The sequence below is a fragment of the Paraburkholderia sp. GW821-FHT02A12 genome (assembly GCF_059422005.1).
The window spans coordinates 2,176,140-2,197,022 of the sequence record NZ_JBWKWA010000001.1; the positions used below are offsets into that span (position 1 = coordinate 2,176,140).

The 20,883-nt window shown below is 61.9% G+C and carries 24 protein-coding genes; 4 read left to right on the forward strand and 20 right to left on the reverse strand.

What is annotated here, in order from left to right; genetic code table 11:
* The first annotated feature begins 56 nt into the window (after positions 1–56).
* Positions 57–509, forward strand: coding sequence for a MarR family winged helix-turn-helix transcriptional regulator (locus AC07WT_RS09660; protein ID WP_492595550.1), 453 nt, complete (start codon positions 57–59; stop codon positions 507–509).
* A 52-nt stretch (positions 510–561) separates the two neighbouring features.
* Here the strand turns inward: AC07WT_RS09660 and AC07WT_RS09665 are convergent, their stop codons facing one another.
* Entirely contained in the window at positions 562–2,082 is a 1,521-nt protein-coding gene (locus tag AC07WT_RS09665; protein WP_494946897.1) for a DUF3999 domain-containing protein, read from the reverse strand.
* Positions 2,079–5,450, reverse strand: a complete 3,372-nt coding sequence (locus tag AC07WT_RS09670) for a DUF2339 domain-containing protein (RefSeq protein WP_494946898.1) — start codon at positions 5,448–5,450, stop codon at positions 2,079–2,081. Before AC07WT_RS09670 ends, AC07WT_RS09665 begins: the two co-directional genes overlap by 4 nt.
* Positions 5,451–6,073: 623 nt before the next feature.
* On the opposite strand from AC07WT_RS09670, the gene AC07WT_RS09675 reads away from it, so the two are divergent.
* Both AC07WT_RS09675 and AC07WT_RS09680 read left to right on the forward strand, forming a co-directional pair.
* Positions 6,074–6,355 carry a hypothetical protein gene (locus AC07WT_RS09675; protein ID WP_492595553.1) on the forward strand — a complete coding sequence of 94 codons (282 nt, stop codon included), beginning with the start codon at positions 6,074–6,076 and terminating at the stop codon, positions 6,353–6,355.
* Between the two features lie 219 nt (positions 6,356–6,574).
* Positions 6,575–7,213, forward strand: a complete 639-nt coding sequence (locus AC07WT_RS09680) for a hypothetical protein (protein WP_494946899.1) — start codon at positions 6,575–6,577, stop codon at positions 7,211–7,213.
* Between the two features lie 191 nt (positions 7,214–7,404).
* Here AC07WT_RS09680 and AC07WT_RS09685 read toward each other — a convergent pair whose 3' ends face one another.
* The gene (locus AC07WT_RS09685) at positions 7,405–8,325 is read right to left on the reverse strand and encodes an SOS response-associated peptidase family protein (protein WP_494946900.1); all 921 of its coding nucleotides are present in this window, start codon (positions 8,323–8,325) and stop codon (positions 7,405–7,407) included.
* Between the two features lie 11 nt (positions 8,326–8,336).
* Between AC07WT_RS09685 and AC07WT_RS09690 the strand changes: the two genes are divergently transcribed.
* Positions 8,337–8,735 carry a hypothetical protein gene (locus AC07WT_RS09690; RefSeq protein ID WP_494946901.1) on the forward strand — a complete coding sequence of 133 codons (399 nt, stop codon included), beginning with the start codon at positions 8,337–8,339 and terminating at the stop codon, positions 8,733–8,735.
* A 249-nt stretch (positions 8,736–8,984) separates the two neighbouring features.
* Here AC07WT_RS09690 and AC07WT_RS09695 read toward each other — a convergent pair whose 3' ends face one another.
* The 17 genes from AC07WT_RS09695 to AC07WT_RS09775 all read right to left on the reverse strand — a co-directional run bounded on the left by AC07WT_RS09695 (position 8,985) and on the right by AC07WT_RS09775 (position 20,868).
* A complete protein-coding gene (locus AC07WT_RS09695) occupies positions 8,985–9,548 on the reverse strand; it encodes a lysis system i-spanin subunit Rz (protein WP_494946902.1) in 564 nt (187 codons plus the stop codon).
* 20 nt (positions 9,549–9,568) lie between these two features.
* Positions 9,569–9,784 (reverse strand): DUF7940 domain-containing protein, encoded by a 216-nt coding sequence (locus AC07WT_RS09700; RefSeq protein WP_494946903.1) that lies wholly within the window; start codon positions 9,782–9,784, stop codon positions 9,569–9,571.
* Between the two features lie 9 nt (positions 9,785–9,793).
* The gene (locus AC07WT_RS09705; RefSeq protein WP_494946904.1) at positions 9,794–10,144 is read right to left on the reverse strand and encodes a hypothetical protein; all 351 of its coding nucleotides are present in this window, start codon (positions 10,142–10,144) and stop codon (positions 9,794–9,796) included.
* 7 nt (positions 10,145–10,151) lie between these two features.
* Positions 10,152–10,775, reverse strand: a complete 624-nt coding sequence (locus AC07WT_RS09710; RefSeq protein WP_494946905.1) for a hypothetical protein — start codon at positions 10,773–10,775, stop codon at positions 10,152–10,154.
* A complete protein-coding gene (locus AC07WT_RS09715) occupies positions 10,772–11,116 on the reverse strand; it encodes a hypothetical protein (RefSeq protein WP_494946906.1) in 345 nt (114 codons plus the stop codon). The genes AC07WT_RS09710 and AC07WT_RS09715 overlap by 4 nt, the downstream gene beginning before the upstream one ends.
* A 13-nt stretch (positions 11,117–11,129) precedes the next feature.
* A complete protein-coding gene (locus tag AC07WT_RS09720) occupies positions 11,130–11,354 on the reverse strand; it encodes a hypothetical protein (protein ID WP_494946907.1) in 225 nt (74 codons plus the stop codon).
* Positions 11,344–12,126, reverse strand: a complete 783-nt coding sequence (locus tag AC07WT_RS09725) for a hypothetical protein (protein WP_494946908.1) — start codon at positions 12,124–12,126, stop codon at positions 11,344–11,346. Before AC07WT_RS09725 ends, AC07WT_RS09720 begins: the two co-directional genes overlap by 11 nt.
* Complete coding sequence (locus tag AC07WT_RS09730) at positions 12,123–12,977, reverse strand: hypothetical protein (RefSeq protein WP_494946909.1); 855 nt, start codon at positions 12,975–12,977, stop codon at positions 12,123–12,125. The genes AC07WT_RS09725 and AC07WT_RS09730 overlap by 4 nt, the downstream gene beginning before the upstream one ends.
* A gap of 74 nt (positions 12,978–13,051) precedes the next feature.
* A complete protein-coding gene (locus tag AC07WT_RS09735; RefSeq protein ID WP_494946910.1) occupies positions 13,052–13,753 on the reverse strand; it encodes a hypothetical protein in 702 nt (233 codons plus the stop codon).
* A gap of 26 nt (positions 13,754–13,779) precedes the next feature.
* A complete protein-coding gene (locus AC07WT_RS09740; protein ID WP_494946911.1) occupies positions 13,780–15,399 on the reverse strand; it encodes a hypothetical protein in 1,620 nt (539 codons plus the stop codon).
* Positions 15,400–15,408: 9 nt separating this feature from the next.
* On the reverse strand, positions 15,409–15,801 hold the full coding sequence (locus AC07WT_RS09745; protein ID WP_494946912.1) for a hypothetical protein: 393 nt from the start codon (positions 15,799–15,801) through the stop codon (positions 15,409–15,411).
* Positions 15,802–15,826: 25 nt separating this feature from the next.
* Positions 15,827–17,533 (reverse strand): hypothetical protein, encoded by a 1,707-nt coding sequence (locus tag AC07WT_RS09750; RefSeq protein ID WP_494946913.1) that lies wholly within the window; start codon positions 17,531–17,533, stop codon positions 15,827–15,829.
* 318 nt (positions 17,534–17,851) lie between these two features.
* Complete coding sequence (locus tag AC07WT_RS09755; RefSeq protein ID WP_494946914.1) at positions 17,852–18,322, reverse strand: defense against restriction DarA-related protein; 471 nt, start codon at positions 18,320–18,322, stop codon at positions 17,852–17,854.
* 9 nt (positions 18,323–18,331) lie between these two features.
* A complete protein-coding gene (locus AC07WT_RS09760) occupies positions 18,332–18,949 on the reverse strand; it encodes a phage baseplate assembly protein V (protein WP_494946915.1) in 618 nt (205 codons plus the stop codon).
* Positions 18,949–19,950, reverse strand: a complete 1,002-nt coding sequence (locus tag AC07WT_RS09765; RefSeq protein WP_494946916.1) for a hypothetical protein — start codon at positions 19,948–19,950, stop codon at positions 18,949–18,951. The genes AC07WT_RS09760 and AC07WT_RS09765 overlap by 1 nt, the downstream gene beginning before the upstream one ends.
* Positions 19,856–20,380 carry a hypothetical protein gene (locus tag AC07WT_RS09770; RefSeq protein WP_494946917.1) on the reverse strand — a complete coding sequence of 175 codons (525 nt, stop codon included), beginning with the start codon at positions 20,378–20,380 and terminating at the stop codon, positions 19,856–19,858. Before AC07WT_RS09770 ends, AC07WT_RS09765 begins: the two co-directional genes overlap by 95 nt.
* The gene (locus AC07WT_RS09775) at positions 20,377–20,868 is read right to left on the reverse strand and encodes a hypothetical protein (RefSeq protein ID WP_494946918.1); all 492 of its coding nucleotides are present in this window, start codon (positions 20,866–20,868) and stop codon (positions 20,377–20,379) included. The genes AC07WT_RS09770 and AC07WT_RS09775 overlap by 4 nt, the downstream gene beginning before the upstream one ends.
* Positions 20,869–20,883 lie beyond the last annotated feature (15 nt).

A 20,883-nucleotide genomic window follows, 5' to 3' on the forward strand; every position in this document is an offset into this window, starting at 1 on the left:
ATCGGTTGCGGCAACAATCACAGCGCCACGACCGCGTCTCTTATCACGGGAAGACCATGAAGGCCTCCGCCAAAACCGGACTCGAGCAATTCCTCACGTACCGTCTGCATGTGCTGAACAAGCTCACCGAGCGTGGCATCAGCGAGCGCTATCAGGACAAGCTGGGCGTGACGTTGCCGGAAGCGCGGGTGATTGCGTCGGTGGGATCGTTCGGACCGTTTTCAATCATGGAGCTGGCCCGTCACGCGAATCTCGACAAGAGCCAGGCGAGCCGTGCTGCCGAGGCGCTGATCAAACAAGGCCTCGTGAAGCGCGAGCCGAGCGCCGAAGACGGTCGCGTGGTGCTGGTGTCGCTCACTGCCGAGGGCCGCGCGCTGTATCGCAAAGTGATGCCGATCGCGCGCAAATGGAATGACGATCTGTTCGAGTGTCTGGACGAACAGGAAAAGCTCGCGTTCGGCCATGCGCTCGACAAGATCATCCATACGATGACCGCGCGCGAGGAATGAACAACGAAGCGCGAGTGCGGGCTGCAAGAAGTGCGACCGGCACTCGCTGCAATCAGGCCTTGCCGCTGCTTTGACCGGTGCCGTCTGCACTGCCCGCGTTATCAGCCACGATGCCGGCCGTAGTACCTGTTGCAGCACTTGCCTCGGTACCTGCCGTAGTACCGGCTACATTACCTGCCTCAGGACCTGCCGTAGTACCTGCCCGAGCGCCGGCCACATCCACAGCGGCCCGGGCGCCACGCGCGAGCCGCCACGCGATCATGCCGAGCGAGCCGACGGCGAGCAGCAGCGCCGCCCACAACACATAGCGGCGCATTGCATCCCGGTCTTTGTTCGCCGACTGCCCATCGGCATCTTGCGGCGCGACGGGCAGCGCTTCTCCCAACCGCGCCGCGACGGCGACTGACGACGCGCCCATCAGCAAATCCTCGCGGCTCACCGCCGAAGACACAGCCGCCTCATTGCCCACCGCCAGCGTGAACGGCGCCGCGCCGCGCGCAACGAACGTCAGCGTCGCCGGACGCCAGCCCGCCGCGACGGTCAGCGCACCGCTCCCCAGGCCGCCGTTGCGCGCATCCACCACCACGCGCCATTGCCGATCCGTATCCGCCGCCACTTCGAGCGATGGATTGCTCTGCTCCACCGCGCCGTTGTGCAGGCGGTACAGCGTCGCGTTCGAGACCTCGCGCCAGGGCGATTGCAGACCTGGGCGCGAATAGACGACGGCCGGCGCCACCGTATTGGGCTGCGGCAAATTCAGGCGCAAGCGGTCGACGGGATAAGGGCCGCCCGTGTCGAAGAAATATTCGCCGGCCGTCGGCCCCGCACGAGCCACGATGCCTTCGCGCCATTCCCGCTGGGTATCCGCGCGCTGCGCGCGGTCCGAGTTGGCCGCCTGCACCTCGAGGTCGATCGATTCGATGTACGGCGCGCCGTCGAGCCAGCGCAAACGCACATAACGCGCTGGCACGCCATCCAGCGCAATGCGGTCCTGGCTCAACGTGCTGCCGTTATAGGTGACCTTGAGAAGTTGTGCATCGCCGGCGGGGTGCCAGCTGCGCAAATCGTTGCTCGATTCGACTGTCACGCGCCCTTGATAGTTGTCGTTGCGCAGATGCACGACCAGCGCGCCCGCCTCGCCCGCCACACGGCCGACATCGACGAGATCCGTATCGTGTTGCGCGCGTGTCGGCGGCGCCGCGGTCGTCCGCAGCGACCCGTCGGCCGCGATCGTCACGCCGAGCGGCGCACCGGCGCTGCCCGCCTCGGTGGCCGGCAACGGGAACCAGCGTACCGTGCGCAGCGTGGGCGGCGTCCTGGCCGCCTCGCGCGGCGCGTCGAGCGAATACGGCACCGGCTCGCCGGCGCCGTTGAATACCCGCACGTCGCCGAGATCGCTGCGCCGGCTCGCCGCGTACACGGCGACCGGCAGCCTGATGCTGTAGTACGCGGCGCCGCTGTCGAGTTCGAGTGCGAAGCGCTGCGCAAAATGATCGGCCGCAGCAGCCACCGGAGACGCCCAGATGGCCGGGATCGCAAGGCACCAGACAGTCACAATCAAGAAACGCTTCATTGCTCAGTTTCCATCACGGCAGCTTTTGGCGGCAGCGGCGAGAAGTAGCCGATCAGCAGCAACATCACGCCGATACCGATGAACGACACGATCCGCTCGATACCCGTCACGTGCGACAGGTCGAACAGGAACAGCTTGACGACGGTCGCCGCCAGCAAGGCGCCGCCGACGAACCAGAACAGGCGGCTCGCCCGGCGCGTCGCCCAGATCATCATGGCCAGCGCGCAGACCGTCCAGAATACCGAAACGGACGCCTGTACGAGCATGGAGCGCGACATGTCATCGAACTGGTACGGCACGCCGGTCCAATGATGCAGCGTACGCAGCAGCATTGCATTGAGCCAGATGAAGCCCGTCACGCCGACCACTGCCTGCAACGGCACACGATATTCGCCGATCGGCACGCCGAGGCGGCTGATGCGCACGAGCCACACCGCCGCCAGCGCAAAAATCACCGCCTGCACCAGATCGAGCGGATTGAGCAGCGGCAGACGCGCCCACGCGCCGCCGTCCTGGGTCAGGTTCGCGTAGAAGGTCCACGCCCACATCACCAGCACGAGCGGTGTCGAAGCGCGCGCGCACAGCCGCACGATGCCGTCGCGCCGCGCGAGCCATAGTCCGGCAAAAGCAAACGCGCTCCAGCCGACAAGGAACACCTGCTGCAGATTGAACGATGCCAGCACGGCGTCGACATCGTACGCGGCGTGAAAATGATGGTGCAGCGTACGCAGCAGCAACGCGTTGAACCACAGGAAGAGCGTGGCGAGCACGGCGTAATCGAAAGCCCGCGGATGCCAATGCAGGGCGAGCGCGCGCAGACGCCGCAACCACACGGCGAACGCGACGAACGCGAGTATCTGCGCGACATCGAGCGGATTCACGAGCGGCAGCCAGAAAAGCGGCGCGGCGCTGCCGTCGCTGACGACGCTCGCGATACTCCACGCCCACAGCAACGCGGCGAGAGGCGCCGCGCCCCACACCTGATAAGCCTGCGTGAAGCTGCCGACCGGCCAGCGCAGACGATGCCCGGCACCTGCCACCAACAGCAGCAGAATGCCGAAACCATAGGCCCACGCGCTCCAGCTCCACGCCCCTTCGGGCACATAGACGCGCAAACCCCAGTAGCCTTCGAGCGCGAGAAGCGCGGCGGCGGTCCAGAACATCAGCGTATGGAGCGGCGCGAGCACACTGTCGCCGACATCGCGCTGCTGGCGCCGCAGCAGTGCGTAGGCGAGGACAGCCACGATCGCGCAAACCAGCCAGCCGTAGCCGCTGACCGGCGCCATGTTGTACATGAACAGGTTCAGCACCAGCAACGCAAGGACCGGCACCAGCGCCAGCGCCGGCCACTCGGCGAGCGGCCAACGCAGCCTGCGGCGCGCGCCATGCGCGAGCCAGCCGGTCAGAACGGCGAACAGCGCGACGAACGCGTTCTCGAAACGACCGCGATCGTAGGACAGATGGGCATGCGCATATTCGAAGATTTCATGGACGCCGCCCAAAACCCACCACAGCAGCCCCCAGATTGCGGCGACAAGGCCGACCTGCGGCATCCACGCGTGCCACGCGCTCGCTTCGCTGCGGCCGTGCAGGCGCCATCCCGTGAAAATACTGGCGAGCGCGATCAGCGCCGTGGCGATATAGGCGCCGTTCAGGACCGGCCAAACTTCCCTGTAATCGACCTGCGTTCCCGTGCCGGCGATAAACGCACAGGCCGCGGCCAGTTGCAGCAGCAAGCCGAAACCGAACGCGCCGAGGCGCCGCTGGCGCACGCCGAGCCAGGTGATCGCGGCGCCTTCGATGGCCCACGTGGCGCTCGTCGTCGGGCCGCTGAAAGCGAGCGGCACGGCCAGGGTCGCGAAGATCACGGCCAGCGCCAGCATGGCTTCGAACAGCATGCCGAGCCGCTCGCGGCGCCGCGCCAGCCAGTCGGCGATCGCGAGGTAGAACGCGGCCAGCGCCACCGCGCTCCACGCCAGGCCGAACCCGATGTTTTTCATCAACGCGGCTTGCAGACCGATCGCGACCAGCGGCGTACCGAATACCAGCGTACCGTCGACGTAATGCCTGAGTGCAAGCTCGCGGCGCACCGCATACAGCAACGCAATGCCGACGTACATCAGGAAGAAAAGAATCAGGAACGGCTCAGTGCTGGCGAGCAGTTCGGGTCGGTAGGCCGTCACGCCCCACACGGCGCCGATCGAAAACGTGAACACGAACCCGAGCAGATTCAGCGGACGCCACGCCTTGAACCACGCGATCGCGAAGATCCCGGCGTTGAGCAGCGCGTAGTAGCTGAACAGCATCACATGACTGCCGCCGCCGGTCGAGAGCAGCACCGGCGCGAGAAACCCGCCCGCGCTGCCCATAAAGGCGAGCGACGACGCGTTCTGCCGTACCGCCAGAAACGCGCTCAACGCGCAGATCGCGATCATCAGCGGCAGTGCCGCGCCGGCCGGCAACAAATGGTAGAGCCTGGTCGCGGCGAACACGGTCAGATACAGCGCGCCGACGCCGCCACCTTGCAGGACCAACCCGTACGCGCCGCGACGCTCGCCGATGCGCCAGCCGAAGCCGAGCAGGACGGTCGCGGCAAGCGCGACGCCGGCAAGGCGGAATTCGATCGGCAGCAGACTATTGTCGGCCGCGTACTTGAGCAGGAAGGCGATGCCGAAGAACAGCACGACGATGCCGACCCGCACCACCGTGTTGCCGCCGAATAGCCAGTCGCGGCCGGCTTTGAAGAGGCGTTCGGCGAGACCCGGGCCCTGTGGTGGTGCTGGCGGCTGCGGCGGCGTAGCCGGGATCAATTCAGGCTCGAGCGGCGCAACCGGCACTGCAGCGCTGCTGTCGGCCGACACCAGCGGCGTTGCCGCGCCGACGCTCGCCGTAGAATGCATAGCCGCCGGCTGCGCCGGCGCGACTCCAGACGCATGATTTTGCGTTTGGTCTGTTGCAGTGGCGGGAGGCATCGCGTACGGATGCGGCACGGTCCCGGGCGGCTTCGGTGTGAACGTGGGAGGCTGAGCGCTCGCGGCTTGGTCGGCGGACGCGGCGGGGGTGGCGCCGGCGGTCGCTCCAGTAGTGGCGCCGCTGCGCAGTTGCCGGATTTCACCGCGCAGCGCGACGATCTCGCGTTCGAGACGCTCGACACGCGCGGCCAGTTCGCCGGGTGGATTCCAGCTATCGGCCGTGGCCGGTTTAGCCGTAGCGTCGCTTGGCGCGCCGTGAGGCTTTTTCGCCAGCACGCGCGCCAGCGCAAAACCGGCGAGCGCACCCACCACTGCTCCGTTACCGATCGAAAAGTCGTTCGACAACGCGGTCACCATGCCGATCACCGCGCCGAGCACCGCTAATATCCAGCTCATCGCATCCCTCTTATTGTCTTCTATCGAGATCCGTTTAGTCGCACGGATTAATGCGCCTATATTGTGCGAGCAATATGGCGAAAATCGGCGCGCAGAATACCATGTTATCCGAGCCGTCGAACCCTCGAACAAACGAAATCGCATACCAGCGGATATCCCGCAATGCGTACTGATTTTTACTGCCGGATAACCGCCGGCATCCGCACGATTTCTCCACCCGCACTGATGGATGGAAGAAGCCGCTATTGCGCTGGCACATTAGCCGGCGCGCCGCAAGTGCCCTCGCCATAGAAGCCGCACCGAGCAAAACGAACTTTTAATTAGACAGTCCGCGCGGAACGCGAACCCGGATAAGCGGCAGCGCAATATCAACTGAATCGGATATCGTCTGATCCTTGCGCCACTCGTTTGAGTTCAGCATATCGGTCGCGAATTTTCCGACATTTCAATTGGCACGACATGCGTCGCGCAGCAGATTAAACACCGAAACGAGTGCCGCCGATCGGGCGCGGCAGGCGATCCGGCGCGCAACTTGCCCGCGCAGCAACAGCGCCAACCATGTCAAAATTCGGGATTGGCCACCGCGCCTTCAATCTCCGCCCATTTCTTCCAAGGAAGCTTCAGTGGACATCAACAAACAGATCGCCGCCCTCACCGCGTCGGAACTCCAGACCGCCGGCGCGAGCCAGGCAACGGCGATTGCGGTCAGCGTGCTGCTGCGGCATCTGCGCTCGCCCGAACTCGCAAAATTGCTGACTTCGGCGTTCGAAAACCACCAGGCCGTCATGCTGCAGACGCCCTGGCCCGATCAGATGCTGCAGGCGTTCGAATCGACCCGCCGCTTTCTCGAAGGCGCCGCGCAAGCCGAGTTGCCCGGCACGGCACCGCAAGCGCCGGGCGCCTGAGCGCTGCCCGATACGGGACGCACGAGGCGCACCGGGCCGGAAAAAACAAAAAACCCCGTCAGTCCAAAGACTTAACGGGGTTCTCTGCCACATGAATGGTGCGAGGGAGGGGACTCCGTGCACCAATACAGACAAGGCTTTTTTAGCAACGCGCGTAATTTCCGCGTAGTTCCAAAAAATTTCCAACAAGTCAGATGTGGTGAAACGTGGCGTTGTTGCATGCAGGACAACCGCCGACGGAGCAGGCCCAGATCCACGTTGCTGGCAAAAAGCTGGCAAATCAAAGCGCGAGCAACGGTCAATAAAAAGGGGATGGGGATGGCAGATACAGCTTTGGTAGGAACTCTGGTGGGTGGCGCAATCAGCCTCACGAGTACTCTAGTTGCGACGTTCGGCATGGAGTGGATCAAGCAGAGACGCGACGCCCGCAATCTTGCGTACGCGTTTCATGGCGGCATCTCGGCGATCCTCGCAATCGTCAGCCAACGTCAGTTCGAGTCTCACGTCACAGCAGTGATCGCCGCCGCCCGCGTTGGACAACAAATTTCAGCCATCAAGGTCCGCGCGCAGCGCAACTACGTCGAGTTGTATGCAAAAAACATCGATCGCATCGGCATGCTCCACCCTTCCTTGGCCGAGCGAATCCCAACGTTCTACATTTGCGTGAATTCTCTGCTGGAAGACGTCGACGCGATGTATGACGGGGACCTCGACAAACTCTCCCAAGACGAACTTTTAACGTTCTATGTCGGTTTCGAGGACTTGCTCGGCAAGACAGTAAATCTCGGGGGTCACATTTTGGCGCTCGTCGTGGAAAAGTACCCTTCGAGTTCGTTCTGGAACTTCCTGCCGGGATAGCAGCCTGCTTGCCGCTAAATGCCAAGCAGGTCACCGTCACCGACGGCTTTGGGTGCCGTGCGCGGCGGCGTCGGGGACGCGACGGCCGCCATCTCTTCGGCTGGGCATAGATTCGGGAACGTCCGCAGCACACCGGCGGTGATCGTTGCCCAGTAGACTTTATACCCCACCAGCGCAGCAGTGGCAGCAGCTCAAGCTGCCATCCGATGCTCGTAGTAAGGCCGCACCCGGTCATCAAGAATGGCGTATTGTTCCGCCAGATTTGAAGGATCAGGGTTGAGCCACGCGTCGACGTTGCCCGGCTTGATTGGAATGATGCAGCGATTGTGACCAGCGGCTGCGACCTCCGGGGGCGGTTCGTCGGTGATGGCCGCAAAGGACCACAGGTCAGGTTCACCAGGAATCGCCGTGCGCGACCACAGGCAGGCGACCAGCATTTGTTGCGGCGGCGTCGGATCGAATTGCAGAACGACGTTCTTCCCGCCGCGGTCCACGTTCTCATAGAAACGATTGACGACCATGATGCCGTGGTTGTAGCCGAACAACTTCCCCCATACCCGCTTCAGGTTGCTTTTTCGGGCATTGTACGTCCCCGGTTTTTCCTTCTCCATCTGCTTGGTCCAGCCCGGTAACCGGCAGCGATAACGCATCGGCACAACAACCCGGTGCCCGTCCTGAACGATCATCACTGGGGCATACCAGCCGGGAAAAATCCGTGAATCACCATCGTTCAACGTCGTGCGCTTCAGGTCAGCAAGCCGGCCCACTGCGGCGTCGATCTTTTCGGACGCGATCCGCCTGCTTTCAGTGGCCGCCTTCGTCACCTTCGTTTCCAGAATGCGTTCCGCTTCGGCGAGCCGGGCACGCTGCTTGAAAAGCTCCTGCTCGAGCTTCGTCGCCTGCAGGGCGTTGTACTCGGCAATCAGCGCCTGGATGCGCCGCTCATCCTCGGTCCGGGCATCCGAAAACGCCGCGTCCATCGCCATCGGGGTCTTCAGATTGTGTCCGCCGCGCTCCCAGTACAACTCCGCGAACTCCCGAAGACTCATGACAGCGCCGAACATCTTTACGTACTTCCTATAGTCCGCCTCTATTTGAGCCGAATAGCACATAGATGCCTCCCTTGGACCCTGCCACGATAGTGCCGGATGCAAACTCGGAAATCCTAGATATACTACTGTACATCTATACAGTATTTTTTCATTCGATCGTGCGTCGCCCTCGCCCTCTAACTGCTGCGGAACTGGCCGAAATCTATGACCAGAACCCCATCCCGGTGGTGTTGAAGCTGCTAAGGGAGATACACCGATTGCGCTCGACGATTATGCGCGCCGACCAGATCCGAAAGATGATCGGGAAAGGCGGCAGCGCGTACGTGGCGGGAACTGTATGGGAGTGCTTCGAGCGCGAACTGGATGCGGAGCCGTGCCTGACTGATCCACCCACACCGCGACAGCAGCAATTTATAGATGAGCGGATGCGGATGCTCGAAGAGTGGCGGAAAAATGGCCGAAGGAGATGAATATGACCCTAGATGACCTGAGAGGCCTAGGAATTGTCGTTGGGAGAGTCGCTGATGCCGAGTTTGGGAACAAGTCGATTGCATGCGTCGGGAAGGTGACGCTGGGTGGCGTCAGATCTGACGATGGACGGCACTGGATGGGCGAGAATGATTTCGATGCTGCGATGCGTTGCTACGCCGACATCACGTCCGCGCCTGTCGCTGCCTGAATGCTGACATCGCTCCCGCCACGGGAATTAGCGATGGGTATCAGTGGGCAAGCGCACAGCCGTCCGTTTCCGGGCGCACCGCGCACACGTAGCCCTGCAGGTAAATCACTTTCCGGCGGTCGATGTCGGCGTCGTCGGCGATGCTGAAAAGAGCGAGTCCAAACGGTCGTGGTAGCTCTGCGGTGCCGGCGGCACCATCGCCCACGCTGCCGGTGCCGGCAGTGGAACCGGCTTGGTCGCCACTGGCTGGACGGAAGTTGGACACTGCGATGCGCAGCCGGCGAGTGCCGTCAGCGATAGCAGCGCGATTGAGAGCGTTGTCCGTTTCATGGGCTTGTTTCTCCTTGGTAAGCTGATCGTCCAGGGTCGCGATCTTCCCTTCCGCCACGGTATGCGCGTCGATCGCGCGCTGCTCAGCGTCAAGCGCGGCCTTCGATATTGCGTTCAGGTCGTTCGAATGCTGCTCGTTGTCGCGCGCGTGCGCGGCCTTCTCTGTGCTGAGCTCCGCACCGTAGTGGTTCGCATCGAGCGCGTGAGTGCCGCCGGCGCCGACTGCGACCCCGAGAAGAGTGGCGGCAATGCCGGTGATGAAATAGCCGTTCATGTCGATCCTTGTGAGCGGTTCTACTCGCTGGCCATTACCAGGTGGCAGACCACGAGCGCGATAAAAATCAGGACGGTGGCTACGGGTAGCGCTTGCTTCGGCACCCCCGCTTTCCATGCATCAGGAATCTCGATCCACGCTCCCTGGAGCGCCACACCTAACACAGAGAGGGCGTGCATCGACAGCCTCTTGCGAGACCGCCGCTTAGGCCGCTCGGTGCCAGGTTTTGTGATCACTACGCCCTCTCATTCCGTCTTGTTGTGAGAATCGTTCACCGCAAGCTCCAGACTTTCGACCTTCTGGCGCAGCGCTGCGATTTCGCCCCGGAGTTCGCCGATCATCTTCACGGCGTCGTTTCGCTCAATCGCGAATCGGTCCGCGCGCGCTTCCGCGTCGTCGGCCCGCTTGCGTTCACTATCGAGCAGCTTCATGAGACGGTCGATGGAATCGACGTCGGCCTGATCTTTCTTTCGCTCGATCGAGCCGCTATCCAGCCAGCGACGAACTATGAGAAAGGCGCCGGCTATGGCTGCAAGAGCCATCGAGACGATTCCGACAATCCCGCTGTTCTCGCTTCCAAATTCGTTTGGCGTCATCGCGTCATTAAAAGTAAGGTTCATATTTCAGCCGCCTTGACAGAACTGACTTCGGATAATCCCGACTAATCTGAAAGGGGCTGCGTCCGTACCCCTTCATGATGACCTTGCTCTTGAAGCTGGTTCGCTCGACATTTCCAAACCATAGCGCCGGGTCACAACCGGGCGTGTTTCGGCACAGCATCCGGTCCCGCATGACACCCCCGGCCCCGCCGTTGTAGCCGACCAGCGTGAACGCGATTCGGTCCAGGTCCGAGCGAGTGCCAGCGACATTCAGAAACAGCGTGCGGTCCATTTCCACGAGAGCCGTGAGCTGGTAGCGCGCGTCGTAGCGCTTGTCCCATGTCCACCCGTTGAGCGCTGCGTACTGCCGGCGCAGTTCCTCGAACTTGTTGAACCGCACCGTGCCGTCCGGGTTGTACGCGATCGTGGTCATTCCCAAACCAATGCCCCACTCCCGGCTTGTGTGCAGTTCGGCACGCGGGTTCCAGCACTTCGGGTTTGTGAGCGACACACACGACTCGTTCTCAACCTGACCGGCGAGGAACGACGGCATCGGCGCACCCGGCCATACCTGCTCCATCACCGCGATAAGCACCGGCAGGTAGACCTTGGCGAGCGCAGGGATCATGACTGCCGCGGCGCCCATTGCAGCAGCCCAAGGAAGATCGCGATGAAGAAGACGATCATTGCGACCACCACCAACGCCGCGGCGACATTCTTCTCCAAGAGGACGGATCGAATCAGGGCCTCGATGTTGATCTGCGGAAACGCGAGGATCGTGAGGATGATCGTCATTCCGACGAAAATTGCCACATACAGGCTCAGCTCGAGGTTCGTCTGGATGATCGGCGGATAAATGTGATACAGCAGAGCAACCGCCGGCACGATCAGCAGCAGCGCGCTCTTGTCGAACAGGGCCGCAATGCGTTTCAGCCAGTCGACCGCGTGATATTTGATGGATCGGAACATGCTTAACTCCTTGTTAGCGGTGGGCAAGAGCCTTGCCGAGGTTGACGATGGCCCGCACCACGTTATCGATGCGCTCGAGAATGCCGATGCTCAGATTGTGCGAGGCCTCGCGCGAGGCCTTCCAATCCGTGAAGACCTTGGTCTTCGTGATGTCCATCAGCGCCGACCGTGTGAGCTTCGGTGCATCGACAAGCGACGTATGAAAATATAGGGAGACGGTCGCGATTTCATTGTTCAAGTTTTCCAGCAATTCCCTTCGCGAAGTCGCTGACGCAGGAGCCCACTGGAAATCGTGTCGGGGGCAACTCAGCCGCCCCCGCCTCCTGTTTCCGAACTGGAAGCGCGATCACGCCGTCCTCATTGAATTGAATCGCGAAGAAATGCCGCAAGCGCTCCTGGCCTTGCATGAACGCCGCGAGTAGTTGTACAAAATCCGACTCGGGATACGCGGCAAACGTCTTCATGCGCGACCGCAACCACTCGACATAGGCCGGCAAGTCCGCATGCTCCGGTGCCGCCTCCCCCTTACGTATCAATTGCGCCGCCATCGCGCCGAGGATCCAGTGGAACCGCCCCTTGATGGCAGGCCCTATGTCGCCGGCCAGCTGCTCGATGCACTCCGCAGCTGCACCGATCAGCGGCTGGATCAGCCACTCGTCATCGCCGACGGTACCGACGGGTACGGGATCGCCGGGCGCATCTTGCTGCGTATCGAGGTAGTCGGAATATTTGCCGCCCCGGCCGATCTCGAAGTCGGGGCCCGTTTCGCTCGTGCTGGCGAGGTAGTGGCAGACCGCAAACATCCGTTCCTGTACCGTCCACGCGCGCGGATCGGTGACATGCCGGTCGGTCGGACGCTCGGCGGACTCGATGATCTTCCGCAGCAATTCCGTCGTCGCCGCTTCGTTCATTTCGGAGGGGATCGAAAGCAGCAGGATCGCATCACCGATAGACAGCTCGCGCATGCGCACCGACAGCCGGCGCGTGCGGAGCGGGGAAAAATTGATCATTGAGAGGTGTTCCCGGAGGAGTTTGTCGAGCCCGTCGGCGAGTTCTGAGTGATTAGCGCGTAATCATCCTTATCGAGGGCCGTGAGCGTCGCGATCGTCATCGGCACAGCGAGCTCGGTATAAAACCCGTTGACGTCGATCGGCGAAGACATCGGTTCACCGATGCTCTCGATCACCATTGGAGCGTAGAGCCGACGCTTGTACTGAAACCCGACCATCGTCGGTGCGATCGATGGCAGCAGCGCCTTGAGGTAAGCCGACACACCACCGCCGCTCTGGTTCGCATTCGACACGCGCTGCACGATCGAATCAGCAGATAGCTTCTGCGGTAGTGCCCACGACATGAGTTGAACGAATGGCTGCTCGACTTCTGACTGTGGATCTGCGAATGCACGAAATAGCGCCGTCAACTGGATCTTCAGCGGGGGCATACCGGTGAATACCTGGACACTATTAAGCTTCGTGATGCCGGTCATCCCTTGCAGAGACTGCAACGCCTGATTTTGCTGATTTGCGAAATTCTGAAGTGGCTGACTCGCCTTCTGAAGTGTCACGTTCGTCGTGTCGGCCAGTACCGTGGCCAGCAGCCCGCTCTGCACCATGGCCATCAGTGCGGGAGCCTTCGTGTCTGGGCTTGACGACTCGAACGGGCTTTGCCAGTTCAGCACTGCATCCATATGTACGTCGGTCAGCGGCGCGCACACTTCAATCTGCGGCTGAACGGGGACACCCTTGTTGTCGACTGCGAAGAAGCGCGCAATGAGGTTCGGGTTGAGTCCCGTCCACGTCACGGATGGGTCCGGAAGAAGAGTCCCCGGCGCGGCGCCCGTGCCGCCGTTCGATACCGCCATACGATTCCCCCGTGGGAACAAAACGGGCCGCCCATCGCGGGCAGCCCGTACGAGTCAAAAGCCGGGCTGGAGGCCTACTTCGCCAGGCCTTCTTTACGCAGCGACTTGATGCGACGCGACATGGCGCCGGCCGAATGCGCCTTCTTTTGCGCCTTGCGGATCGCGAGCTTCTGTTTGGGCGAAAGCTTCACGGTGCCGCTGATTCGCTTACGGATGCGCACCTTCTTGCCGCCGCGCACCGCGCTTTTCGTCTTGTAGGCTGCGTCGAGCGTGGGATCGTCTTCAGCGAAGGCGAAGTCGTCGATGTCGTCGGCAGCGGCTTCGTCACCATTCGGCAAAGTCGAAACGAGCAGGTCCTGAATGCGTACGGCGGCATCGTTGTCCCAGTCGTTCATCAGCGCATCGATGTCGTCCTCGGCTACGCCTTTCGCCGCAAGGTAGTCACCGGCCGCTTCGAGCACGAAGCCCAGCACGTCCTGCTCATCGTCGTCCAGTTCGTCGCCGTCCTGATCCGGATCGACCACGCCGACGAGCGTGTTTTGCAGGCGGTCAGCCAGCGTCTCGCCTTCATCGAGATCGTCGGTCTCGGCCCAATCCTGAATCGCCGCCGCGGTCGTCACGGCGAGATTCGTGAGCGCGTAATCCTGCGCGTCGCCAGCCGCGTCCGGATCGTCAGCAATGCCGTCAAGTACGATCTTCGGCTTGATGACGGCTTTCTCTTTCGGTTGAGCCACCGCTGCCCGCAGGAGGTCGGCGGCCGGGTAATGCGAATTCATGGTGAAGCTCCTCTTAAGGATGCCGGTTATTTGGACAGCGTTTGGGTGACGGTGATCTGGCGAGTTACGCCGTCGTAATGCAACGAGTGCGTCACGTCGATCTTGTCCGCCGGCTCGACAGCGTTGGGCTGCACGAGAAACTGGTAGGCCGCGCCATTCATGTACTGACTCGGCTTGATCCAGCCCGACGTTTGTGCGCCATTGAAGGTCGTCGTCAGGAAGTCGTTCAGCTTCTTGATGGAGACTTCCTGCGGAAGTTGCATGACCTCCTTGCCGAATAGCGTGATCCACTGGTCAATGGTCGTCGCCATCTCTGATACGGAGATGAGTTTGCGCAACGAGACCTTTGTGACGGCCGTCGTCAGCGAGTCCGTGAAGACGTACGCACCGCCGCCGTTGTAGGTTTCCCAAAGCACCGGGTTGATCTTCGCGTCGGCTAGATCGCTCAGTTCGTTGTCGAGCGGGCTGTAAATCTGGGTGATGCCCGTACGATTCAGCGGCCACGCCTTGCCCGCGATCGGGTAGTTCTTCGGCGCGAAGCCTTTCGAGTTCGTCTGCGCATTGCGAGCGCAGGCTCGAGCGACGTTATAGCCAGCCGTCCCGATCACCACCTTGCCGTTGATGCCGAGCGGGTCATTCGTCTTGAGCGGCGCCCAGAAGGCCCCGACGTAATGAGTGTCGAGGCTCAGCTGGGCAATGAATGTTTCGGCGGCGGCCGGCGTTAGCGTTCCAGGCACGTCGAATCGGAACTGGGTATTCGTGTTGTACGAAAGCTGCACCAGTTGCCCGATCAGCGCCGGCGACTGCGAGCCGCCGCTTATGATGTAGCCGAAGTCTAGAGGCGTACGTTGCAGCGCGGTCGCTGCCGCGGCGTAGTCCGTCGTCGCGTAGGCGAAGCCACCTTCGCTGAAGTAGATCTGAACAGGCGACGTCGCCCACTTGTCGTTGCCGTTGGCATCCCGACCATACGCATCCGAACCCACCGTGATCGCGGCGCCCGCAGCTACGCTAACCACGAACGAGTCCGTCTGTTGAGCGATGACGTCCGGCAAGTAAAGGCTGTTGCCGTAGTCGTCGACCTCGAGAGGATCTAGATCGCCCGTGAACTCCCACAGTTTGTTGCCGTTCGCGTCGAGAATACGCAGCGTGATCGCCGTATTGGCGACCGGCGCGCCGGCACTCATAAGTTGCGGCGAGTGGAAGGACAGTTTGATGCCGTCGTTGAAACAGTTCAGGTCCTGTACCGTAAAGAGGTACGGAACGGTGGGCGTGCCGGTGATGAGCGAATATGCGAACGCGGTGACCGGTGAGGTTGATTGTGCGACCTGAATCGCACTGAGAACCGCACCCGGAGTAACGAGGCGCTGGAGCACCGCCGAGGCCGCGCCATTGTTCAGCGCCTCATAGATCTGCACGTGCGCCTCGTTGAGCGCATTCACGCGAATCGTCTCACCCGGGCCGCACTTCGTCAGGAAGTTACCAGCATTGGCGCGGAAGGGCTTATCGATACGACCGCGCGTAAAGCGCGCCGCGCAAGCAAACACCTGATCGGTCGGCGGCGGAGCAAACCCGTCCGAGTTGTCTTGCAGCGGGTTAAGCTGAATACCCGGCTGGCTACCGAGTTGACGCACGAAAGGCGCGGACATGGATTCCCCTTATTCCGTCGAGACGTTCGAGACCGGAATCTCGATGGGCGGTACCGGCGGCACTTCGACGGCCGGCACCGGCTGCTCGACTAGATCCACCGTTTCCTCGATCGTCACGGCATCGGTCCAGCCGTAATGCGCGGACAGGTGCTCGATGTCGGTCACCAACCGCTGGAACTGATCCGCGTCACGGATCTCTACCACCTGCGAATTCGAACCATCGGTCACGAGGTTGTTTTGCAGGGATGCCCGCACATCCGGGAAGCTCAACGGATGCAGGGTGTTGTTGGTGAGCTTGAAGTTCGTCGGGAATTTCTCCCCGGCGAACTCCTTCTCGACGACGCTGGCTTCATCCTTCCCCGGAAGGGAAGGAGAGCCGACATTCGCTGTACGCTTGGCCATGTGGCTATCCTCCGTTCCGCCTGAATTACGAATTCAGGTTCATGTTGGTGATGGTGAAGATGCAGGCGCCCATCGACGACGGCTGATGCGGGTTCACCGACGTGAAGTTCCGCGCGTAGAACGCAGCGCCGCTGACCTGGTCAAAGTTCATCGGCACCGGGTTCACGGTCGGCGGCACCGCATCGCCGAGCACGAACGGGCAGCGAGCCACCTGCGAGGAGCGACCGATGCCGACGATCGTCGCCGTCGTGCCGTCGGGGGAATCGAACGCGACGTAGGGCGAGTAGTACACCTCGTACTGGCCAAACAAACGCCCGAGTCGGTAGATGCCGGGACGCACGGTCACACCGCTCGGCTCGAAGAGGTCGGTCGGCAGCGAGATCAGCTGCGCCATTACGTTCTTCGAGACGTACAAGTGAGTGATGCCGTGGTCGATGGTGTCTTGCGCCATCTGTTGCGACGCGGCACCGATCACCGCCGAGAAGTCTTGCCAGATCTTGGCGCGCGTCTTGTACGTACCTTCCGCGGCCCAGTTCATGTTGAACGAGTACGCGCGTTGCTGACCAATCCGGTACGCCTTGCGCAGCACGTCGTAGTGACGTTCGTTCGCGAACTGGAAGCGCACCGCGAGCATCGACTCAGCCGCCGGGTCCAACCCGAGTTCGTTTGCGAACTGGGTGCGGGTATCGATCGACTGCTTCGTCGTGACACGCCACGGCGCGGCATACAGGTCGAACGGTTGAGCGTTCGTGATGATGACCGGCGTCGTACCCGACGGCGAATGTTCGTAATCGATGAAACCTTCCGCCAGCACGATCGTGCCACCCGGCAAAGCACCCGAGAACGTGATGACGATCACGCCTGTGGCGTAGGTCACCGAACCGGAAATCGTGAACGTCGTCGCGCCCAGGGTGATCGAGCCGCTCAGCACGCCCACCGTAGCGCCGCTCGACGGCTTCACTTCGAACGCGCAAGGAAAACCGTTGACGTAGACTTTCGTGCGACCCGGCAGCACAACCGCCCCTGTCGCGCCCTGATTACAGGTTTCCGTCGTCGCTTGAACCTGCGTCAGGGTCGCGGTGTACGAACCCGTATTCGGGCCGGTCGCTTGCAGGACACCGGTATCGACGCGCGCCGACGTGACGTACGGCTGACCGCTATAGACGCCGTCCATCAGAGCGTTCTGCGCGTAGCTGCCGTAGTTGTTGCCGGCGAGGTGGGAGACAATCACCAGCTTCGCCTGGTTCGAGCCGATGTCGACCGGCAGGTAGTTCGCAACCGGGATCGCTTCGGCCAGCGCCGCGGTGATCGCGACGACAGCGCGGTTCGGCTGCAGCGAAAGCGGATCACTCGCGAGGCTGCTCGCCGAATCCAGGGAATACGTCTTGCGCGCATGCTCCGTGGTGGCATAGCCCTGCGCTAGCGCCGCCTCGATCTTGTCAGCCGTGGGCAACTCGCCATGCTGCTCTTCGTAGTTCGCGATACCGTCGAGCAGGCCGCGAATCACGCGGTTCTGATCCGGCTGCTTCATCTCGTCCAGCAGCATTGACAACGAACGCGGCATTTCGATGCCGGTTACGCCAGCCGACTGATTCGTTACGTTGCTGATGAAATCGCCGGCGGCAGCGGAATCGAACGTTCCGCCGGTGTGCGCGGTCTCGCGCAGCTGATTGGCGAACACTTCGATGTTCGCCGTTTCTCTGTTGCTGTATTGCGCGCGCTGGGTATGCATCGCTGTCCTCATGGAGAATTGATCCGGGTTCGCCTGAGCGCAGGCCAAACCCGCGCAATCGGTGCAATTCCAATTCTGTGGACTGCGATACGTCGCTCCCCTCCCCGTTTTCCAGATTAGCGGCCCGCACGCTTGCGGGCAGCCTCGCGCGCCTCGTAATCAGACCGGCATGCCGAGTCGCAGAAGCGAAGGCCGGCATCGACAGGCTCTGAGCAGTTGTAGCAATGACCGCACGCAGGCAGCCGCTCCGCCGCCCGGACGCGACGAACGCCAACCTCTACATCAATCCACGCGGCACCATCGGCCATATCCGCGAGGTCAGGCATAGCGCGCAATCTCTTCGTGAGTCGCGGCAATCGCTGCGTCGAGGTCGGCGATCTTCTGCCGCAGCGCCTCTTCCATCCTGGGCGCGGCCGTCCGGATTCCCGTAGGGAGCGCGACTCGCGTCTTGGCCAGAGTGGCCTGATATCGCACGCGCCCGGAGTCCATCATTCGCACCACCTCGTCGATAGCGCGGACATGATCGGCACCATCGCGCAGCGGGATGACTTTGCCGTTCAGGTCGACCTGATAGATCTCATTGGACGACGTCACATAGAGCGTCGCGCGTTGGCCATCGGCAAACGTGAGCGTGACCGTGCGGTAGGAGACGCCCGCCGTGCGACGCATCTTCGGGTCGACTTCGGCTTGCACGACGCGCGCGCCGGCCTGGCTGAAGCGATGCGAAACGCTCGCGGCCACCCGGCTATCGGCGGCCATGTCATTGAATGAAAAAATCGTGTTCTGCATCGCTGCTCCTTACGCCTGTGAATCCGTGGTAGGTGCGTTCGCCCCCTGGGCGGTGTGGTGGTGACTCTTGACGCCGATACCGTCGACAGTCACGTCGCCGTTCTCTACCGTTATGCCGCCCTGAATCACAGCGGTAGCGCCGCCATTGCTGTTCGAACCATTCATGCCGCCCTTGTAGGTGAGCGTCCCGTCGACCGTCATGTCGCCGGTACAGTGCGTCAACGGAGAATCGATCGTGGCGCTCGTCGATGCATTGACGTTCGCGGTCTGTGTCTGCACGGTCACGTTCTGCACGCCGGTAATGAGCACCTGGTCGTCGGCATTCATCTCGATATTGAGGTGATGCCATCGGCGCCACGCGGTCGAGTTTCCAGCGCGCGGGTTGCGCCAGCCCGTGATGATCGGGAACCGCGGGTCGCCATTCTCAAACGCCAGCCAAACGAGATCGCCCGCGAGTATCTCGATTTCCGTGGGGTGTCCACTCGCGCTCTTGTCGCCGATCGGATATTCGATGTCCGCTTCGAGCCCGCTGTCCGCGCCGTCAGTAATGCCCGGGATCTTGACGATGCAAGTGCGCGTATCCGCGTCATAACTGACGACGACTCCGGGCGTTCTGGAGGCGAGCATCACGATCCGGTCTCCAAGGTGCCCAGCCAGAACTTCGAATAGGAATTGATGCCGCTGCCGTCCCCGCCGCGCTGCTCGACATGCGCCGCCGTCACGACGGCATACGGGGTCCCCGCAATCACGATGAGGTTGCCGGCGTTGACGCGGGGGTTGATCGGCGAATTGAGGGTCTTTTTCTGCACGAGCACCCGTGTCATGTTCGCCAGCACGCGGACGTCAGAGCGCGGCATATAGCGCGCGGAGCGGTTATCCGTCCGGTTCCCGAATATGAATGACCCATCGTCGGCCGTGCTGTAAAAGAACGGCACCTCATGCAATTGCATGAAGTCGCTATAGATGTCCATCGCGGTATCGACCGGCAAGGTCACCGCTGGCGTCTGCTTGAAGATATCGATCAGGCGCATGAACTGGATGCTCTTGCCGTTCCAGAATATGCCGCCGCCCTCTTCCTGCAGGAGCTGCGCGATTCCGTACGACGGCACACCGCCGACGAAGCAGGCGAATCGGCGCACCGTGAAGTCTGACTGGATGATCGCCGTTGCACCGCACGCGCGATACACCTCGGTCAGCGCGCAGTTCTGTTTGATCACCGCGGTTTTGCGCCGCTGGGAAACCGGCGCACAGCTCGCGAGCACCGCGATAAACGACATCACCCCATACGGGCGGTCGCCCTGCGTGGCTTCGACTTCCTTTGGCGTCTTGGTGCTGATGATCTGGTACTTCGCGCCGTCAGGCCCAGCCTGGACAATACTGCCCTCGGTCAGATTCACCTGCAGCTTGTCGTCCAGACGGACGACCACCTCCAACGTCTGAGGCGTCGGCGTCATGTCGGAGCGGATGATGATCGACAGAACCAGATCGGCCCGTACCAACATCAGCGGAGTTCCGACGAGAAGGTCCATCGCTCTAGATCGTGAAGATCGGCTGGCAGGCCGCCCGGTGCGGAAGTTCCGTTTCCATGCGCTCGATGTCGGTCGCAATCTCGGACGATGACCGGCCATACACCTCAAGGCCAGCCTGGCGCGAAGCTTCCTGATAGAGCGCGTTTTCCCGCTCAACATAAAGAATGAACAGCGACCGGATCACCGACCACTCACTCGGTTGAATGACCGTCGTCGCATCGAGCACCCAATCGACGGGCGCGAGCGGCGAGCCCGGGATGATCTTGGGCGGCTGGGGCGCGAAAATCGGGTAATCGTAGATGAAGCCGAACAGCCCCCAAACGTCATCGACGAACGAATCCGGAAACGGTTGCGGCGCGGGAGTTGCCGGTGCGGCCGGCAGGAGACTCTCGATGTACCCGAACCCCGCATAGAAGCGCGCAGCAGCCACTGCCGCTTGCGCTACCTGGGACTGTGGGAGAACGCAACCGACTAGGCGGTCTGCTTCCCGCCACTCGGCTGCAAGGTCTTCGAGCGTCTTGTCCGTCACGTGATGTTGCCCGGCAGGATTTCGCCGAAGTAATGGAAGTACAACGTGCCGCTGAACGTCAGAAGCTGCGACCGGTTTTCCCAGTCGCGATCGGGCGTATCGAGCTGGATGAAGCAATCGTAGATCGGCTTCGCGCGGTAGAACCGATCCGGCGTGCCTTCGTACACCTTCGCATTGAACTTGCCGCCCTGCGTCAGCAGGTTCAGCATCAGGTTATCTACTTGCCCTTTCGGCGTTTCGAACAGAGTGATCTGGCCTTGATTGTGGATCTTCAACTGCTGCGATTGCCACGCTCCGGCGCCAAGGGGAGTCGGGACTTCGATTTCACCTCCGGTCGAAGCCTGCGGCCACGGAAAGGCCTTGATCGCGAGCCACATCGACTCGAACCCGGTGATTTCGAACGCGGCGTCACTCGACACCGCCTTGTCCCCCATCGCGCGGGTGGCATCGTAAAAGCTCTTGAGGTAAGACGGCGTTGAAACGGTCACGGCGATCCCCTTAGA

Bases quoted from the DNA above. Each gene is read 5' to 3' on its own strand.
- AC07WT_RS09715 (WP_494946906.1), bottom strand. From the start codon at position 11,116: ATGTTCCGATCCATCAAATATCACGCGGTCGACTGGCTGAAACGCATT.
- AC07WT_RS09695 (WP_494946902.1), bottom strand. From the start codon at position 9,548: ATGAACGGCTATTTCATCACCGGCATTGCCGCCACTCTTCTCGGGGTC.
- AC07WT_RS09730 (WP_494946909.1), bottom strand. From the start codon at position 12,977: ATGGCGGTATCGAACGGCGGCACGGGCGCCGCGCCGGGGACTCTTCTT.
- AC07WT_RS09670 (WP_494946898.1), bottom strand. From the start codon at position 5,450: ATGAGCTGGATATTAGCGGTGCTCGGCGCGGTGATCGGCATGGTGACC.
- AC07WT_RS09735 (WP_494946910.1), bottom strand. From the start codon at position 13,753: ATGAATTCGCATTACCCGGCCGCCGACCTCCTGCGGGCAGCGGTGGCT.
- AC07WT_RS09705 (WP_494946904.1), bottom strand. From the start codon at position 10,144: ATGACGCCAAACGAATTTGGAAGCGAGAACAGCGGGATTGTCGGAATC.
- AC07WT_RS09710 (WP_494946905.1), bottom strand. From the start codon at position 10,775: ATGATCCCTGCGCTCGCCAAGGTCTACCTGCCGGTGCTTATCGCGGTG.
- AC07WT_RS09750 (WP_494946913.1), bottom strand. From the start codon at position 17,533: ATGCATACCCAGCGCGCGCAATACAGCAACAGAGAAACGGCGAACATC.
- AC07WT_RS09680 (WP_494946899.1), top strand. From the start codon at position 6,575: ATGCAGGACAACCGCCGACGGAGCAGGCCCAGATCCACGTTGCTGGCA.
- AC07WT_RS09725 (WP_494946908.1), bottom strand. From the start codon at position 12,126: ATGATCAATTTTTCCCCGCTCCGCACGCGCCGGCTGTCGGTGCGCATG.
- AC07WT_RS09660 (WP_492595550.1), top strand. From the start codon at position 57: ATGAAGGCCTCCGCCAAAACCGGACTCGAGCAATTCCTCACGTACCGT.
- AC07WT_RS09765 (WP_494946916.1), bottom strand. From the start codon at position 19,950: ATGGCCGGTCATCGTCCGAGATTGCGACCGACATCGAGCGCATGGAAA.
- AC07WT_RS09685 (WP_494946900.1), bottom strand. From the start codon at position 8,325: ATGTGCTATTCGGCTCAAATAGAGGCGGACTATAGGAAGTACGTAAAG.
- AC07WT_RS09755 (WP_494946914.1), bottom strand. From the start codon at position 18,322: ATGCAGAACACGATTTTTTCATTCAATGACATGGCCGCCGATAGCCGG.
- AC07WT_RS09760 (WP_494946915.1), bottom strand. From the start codon at position 18,949: ATGCTCGCCTCCAGAACGCCCGGAGTCGTCGTCAGTTATGACGCGGAT.
- AC07WT_RS09740 (WP_494946911.1), bottom strand. From the start codon at position 15,399: ATGTCCGCGCCTTTCGTGCGTCAACTCGGTAGCCAGCCGGGTATTCAG.
- AC07WT_RS09745 (WP_494946912.1), bottom strand. From the start codon at position 15,801: ATGGCCAAGCGTACAGCGAATGTCGGCTCTCCTTCCCTTCCGGGGAAG.
- AC07WT_RS09665 (WP_494946897.1), bottom strand. From the start codon at position 2,082: ATGAAGCGTTTCTTGATTGTGACTGTCTGGTGCCTTGCGATCCCGGCC.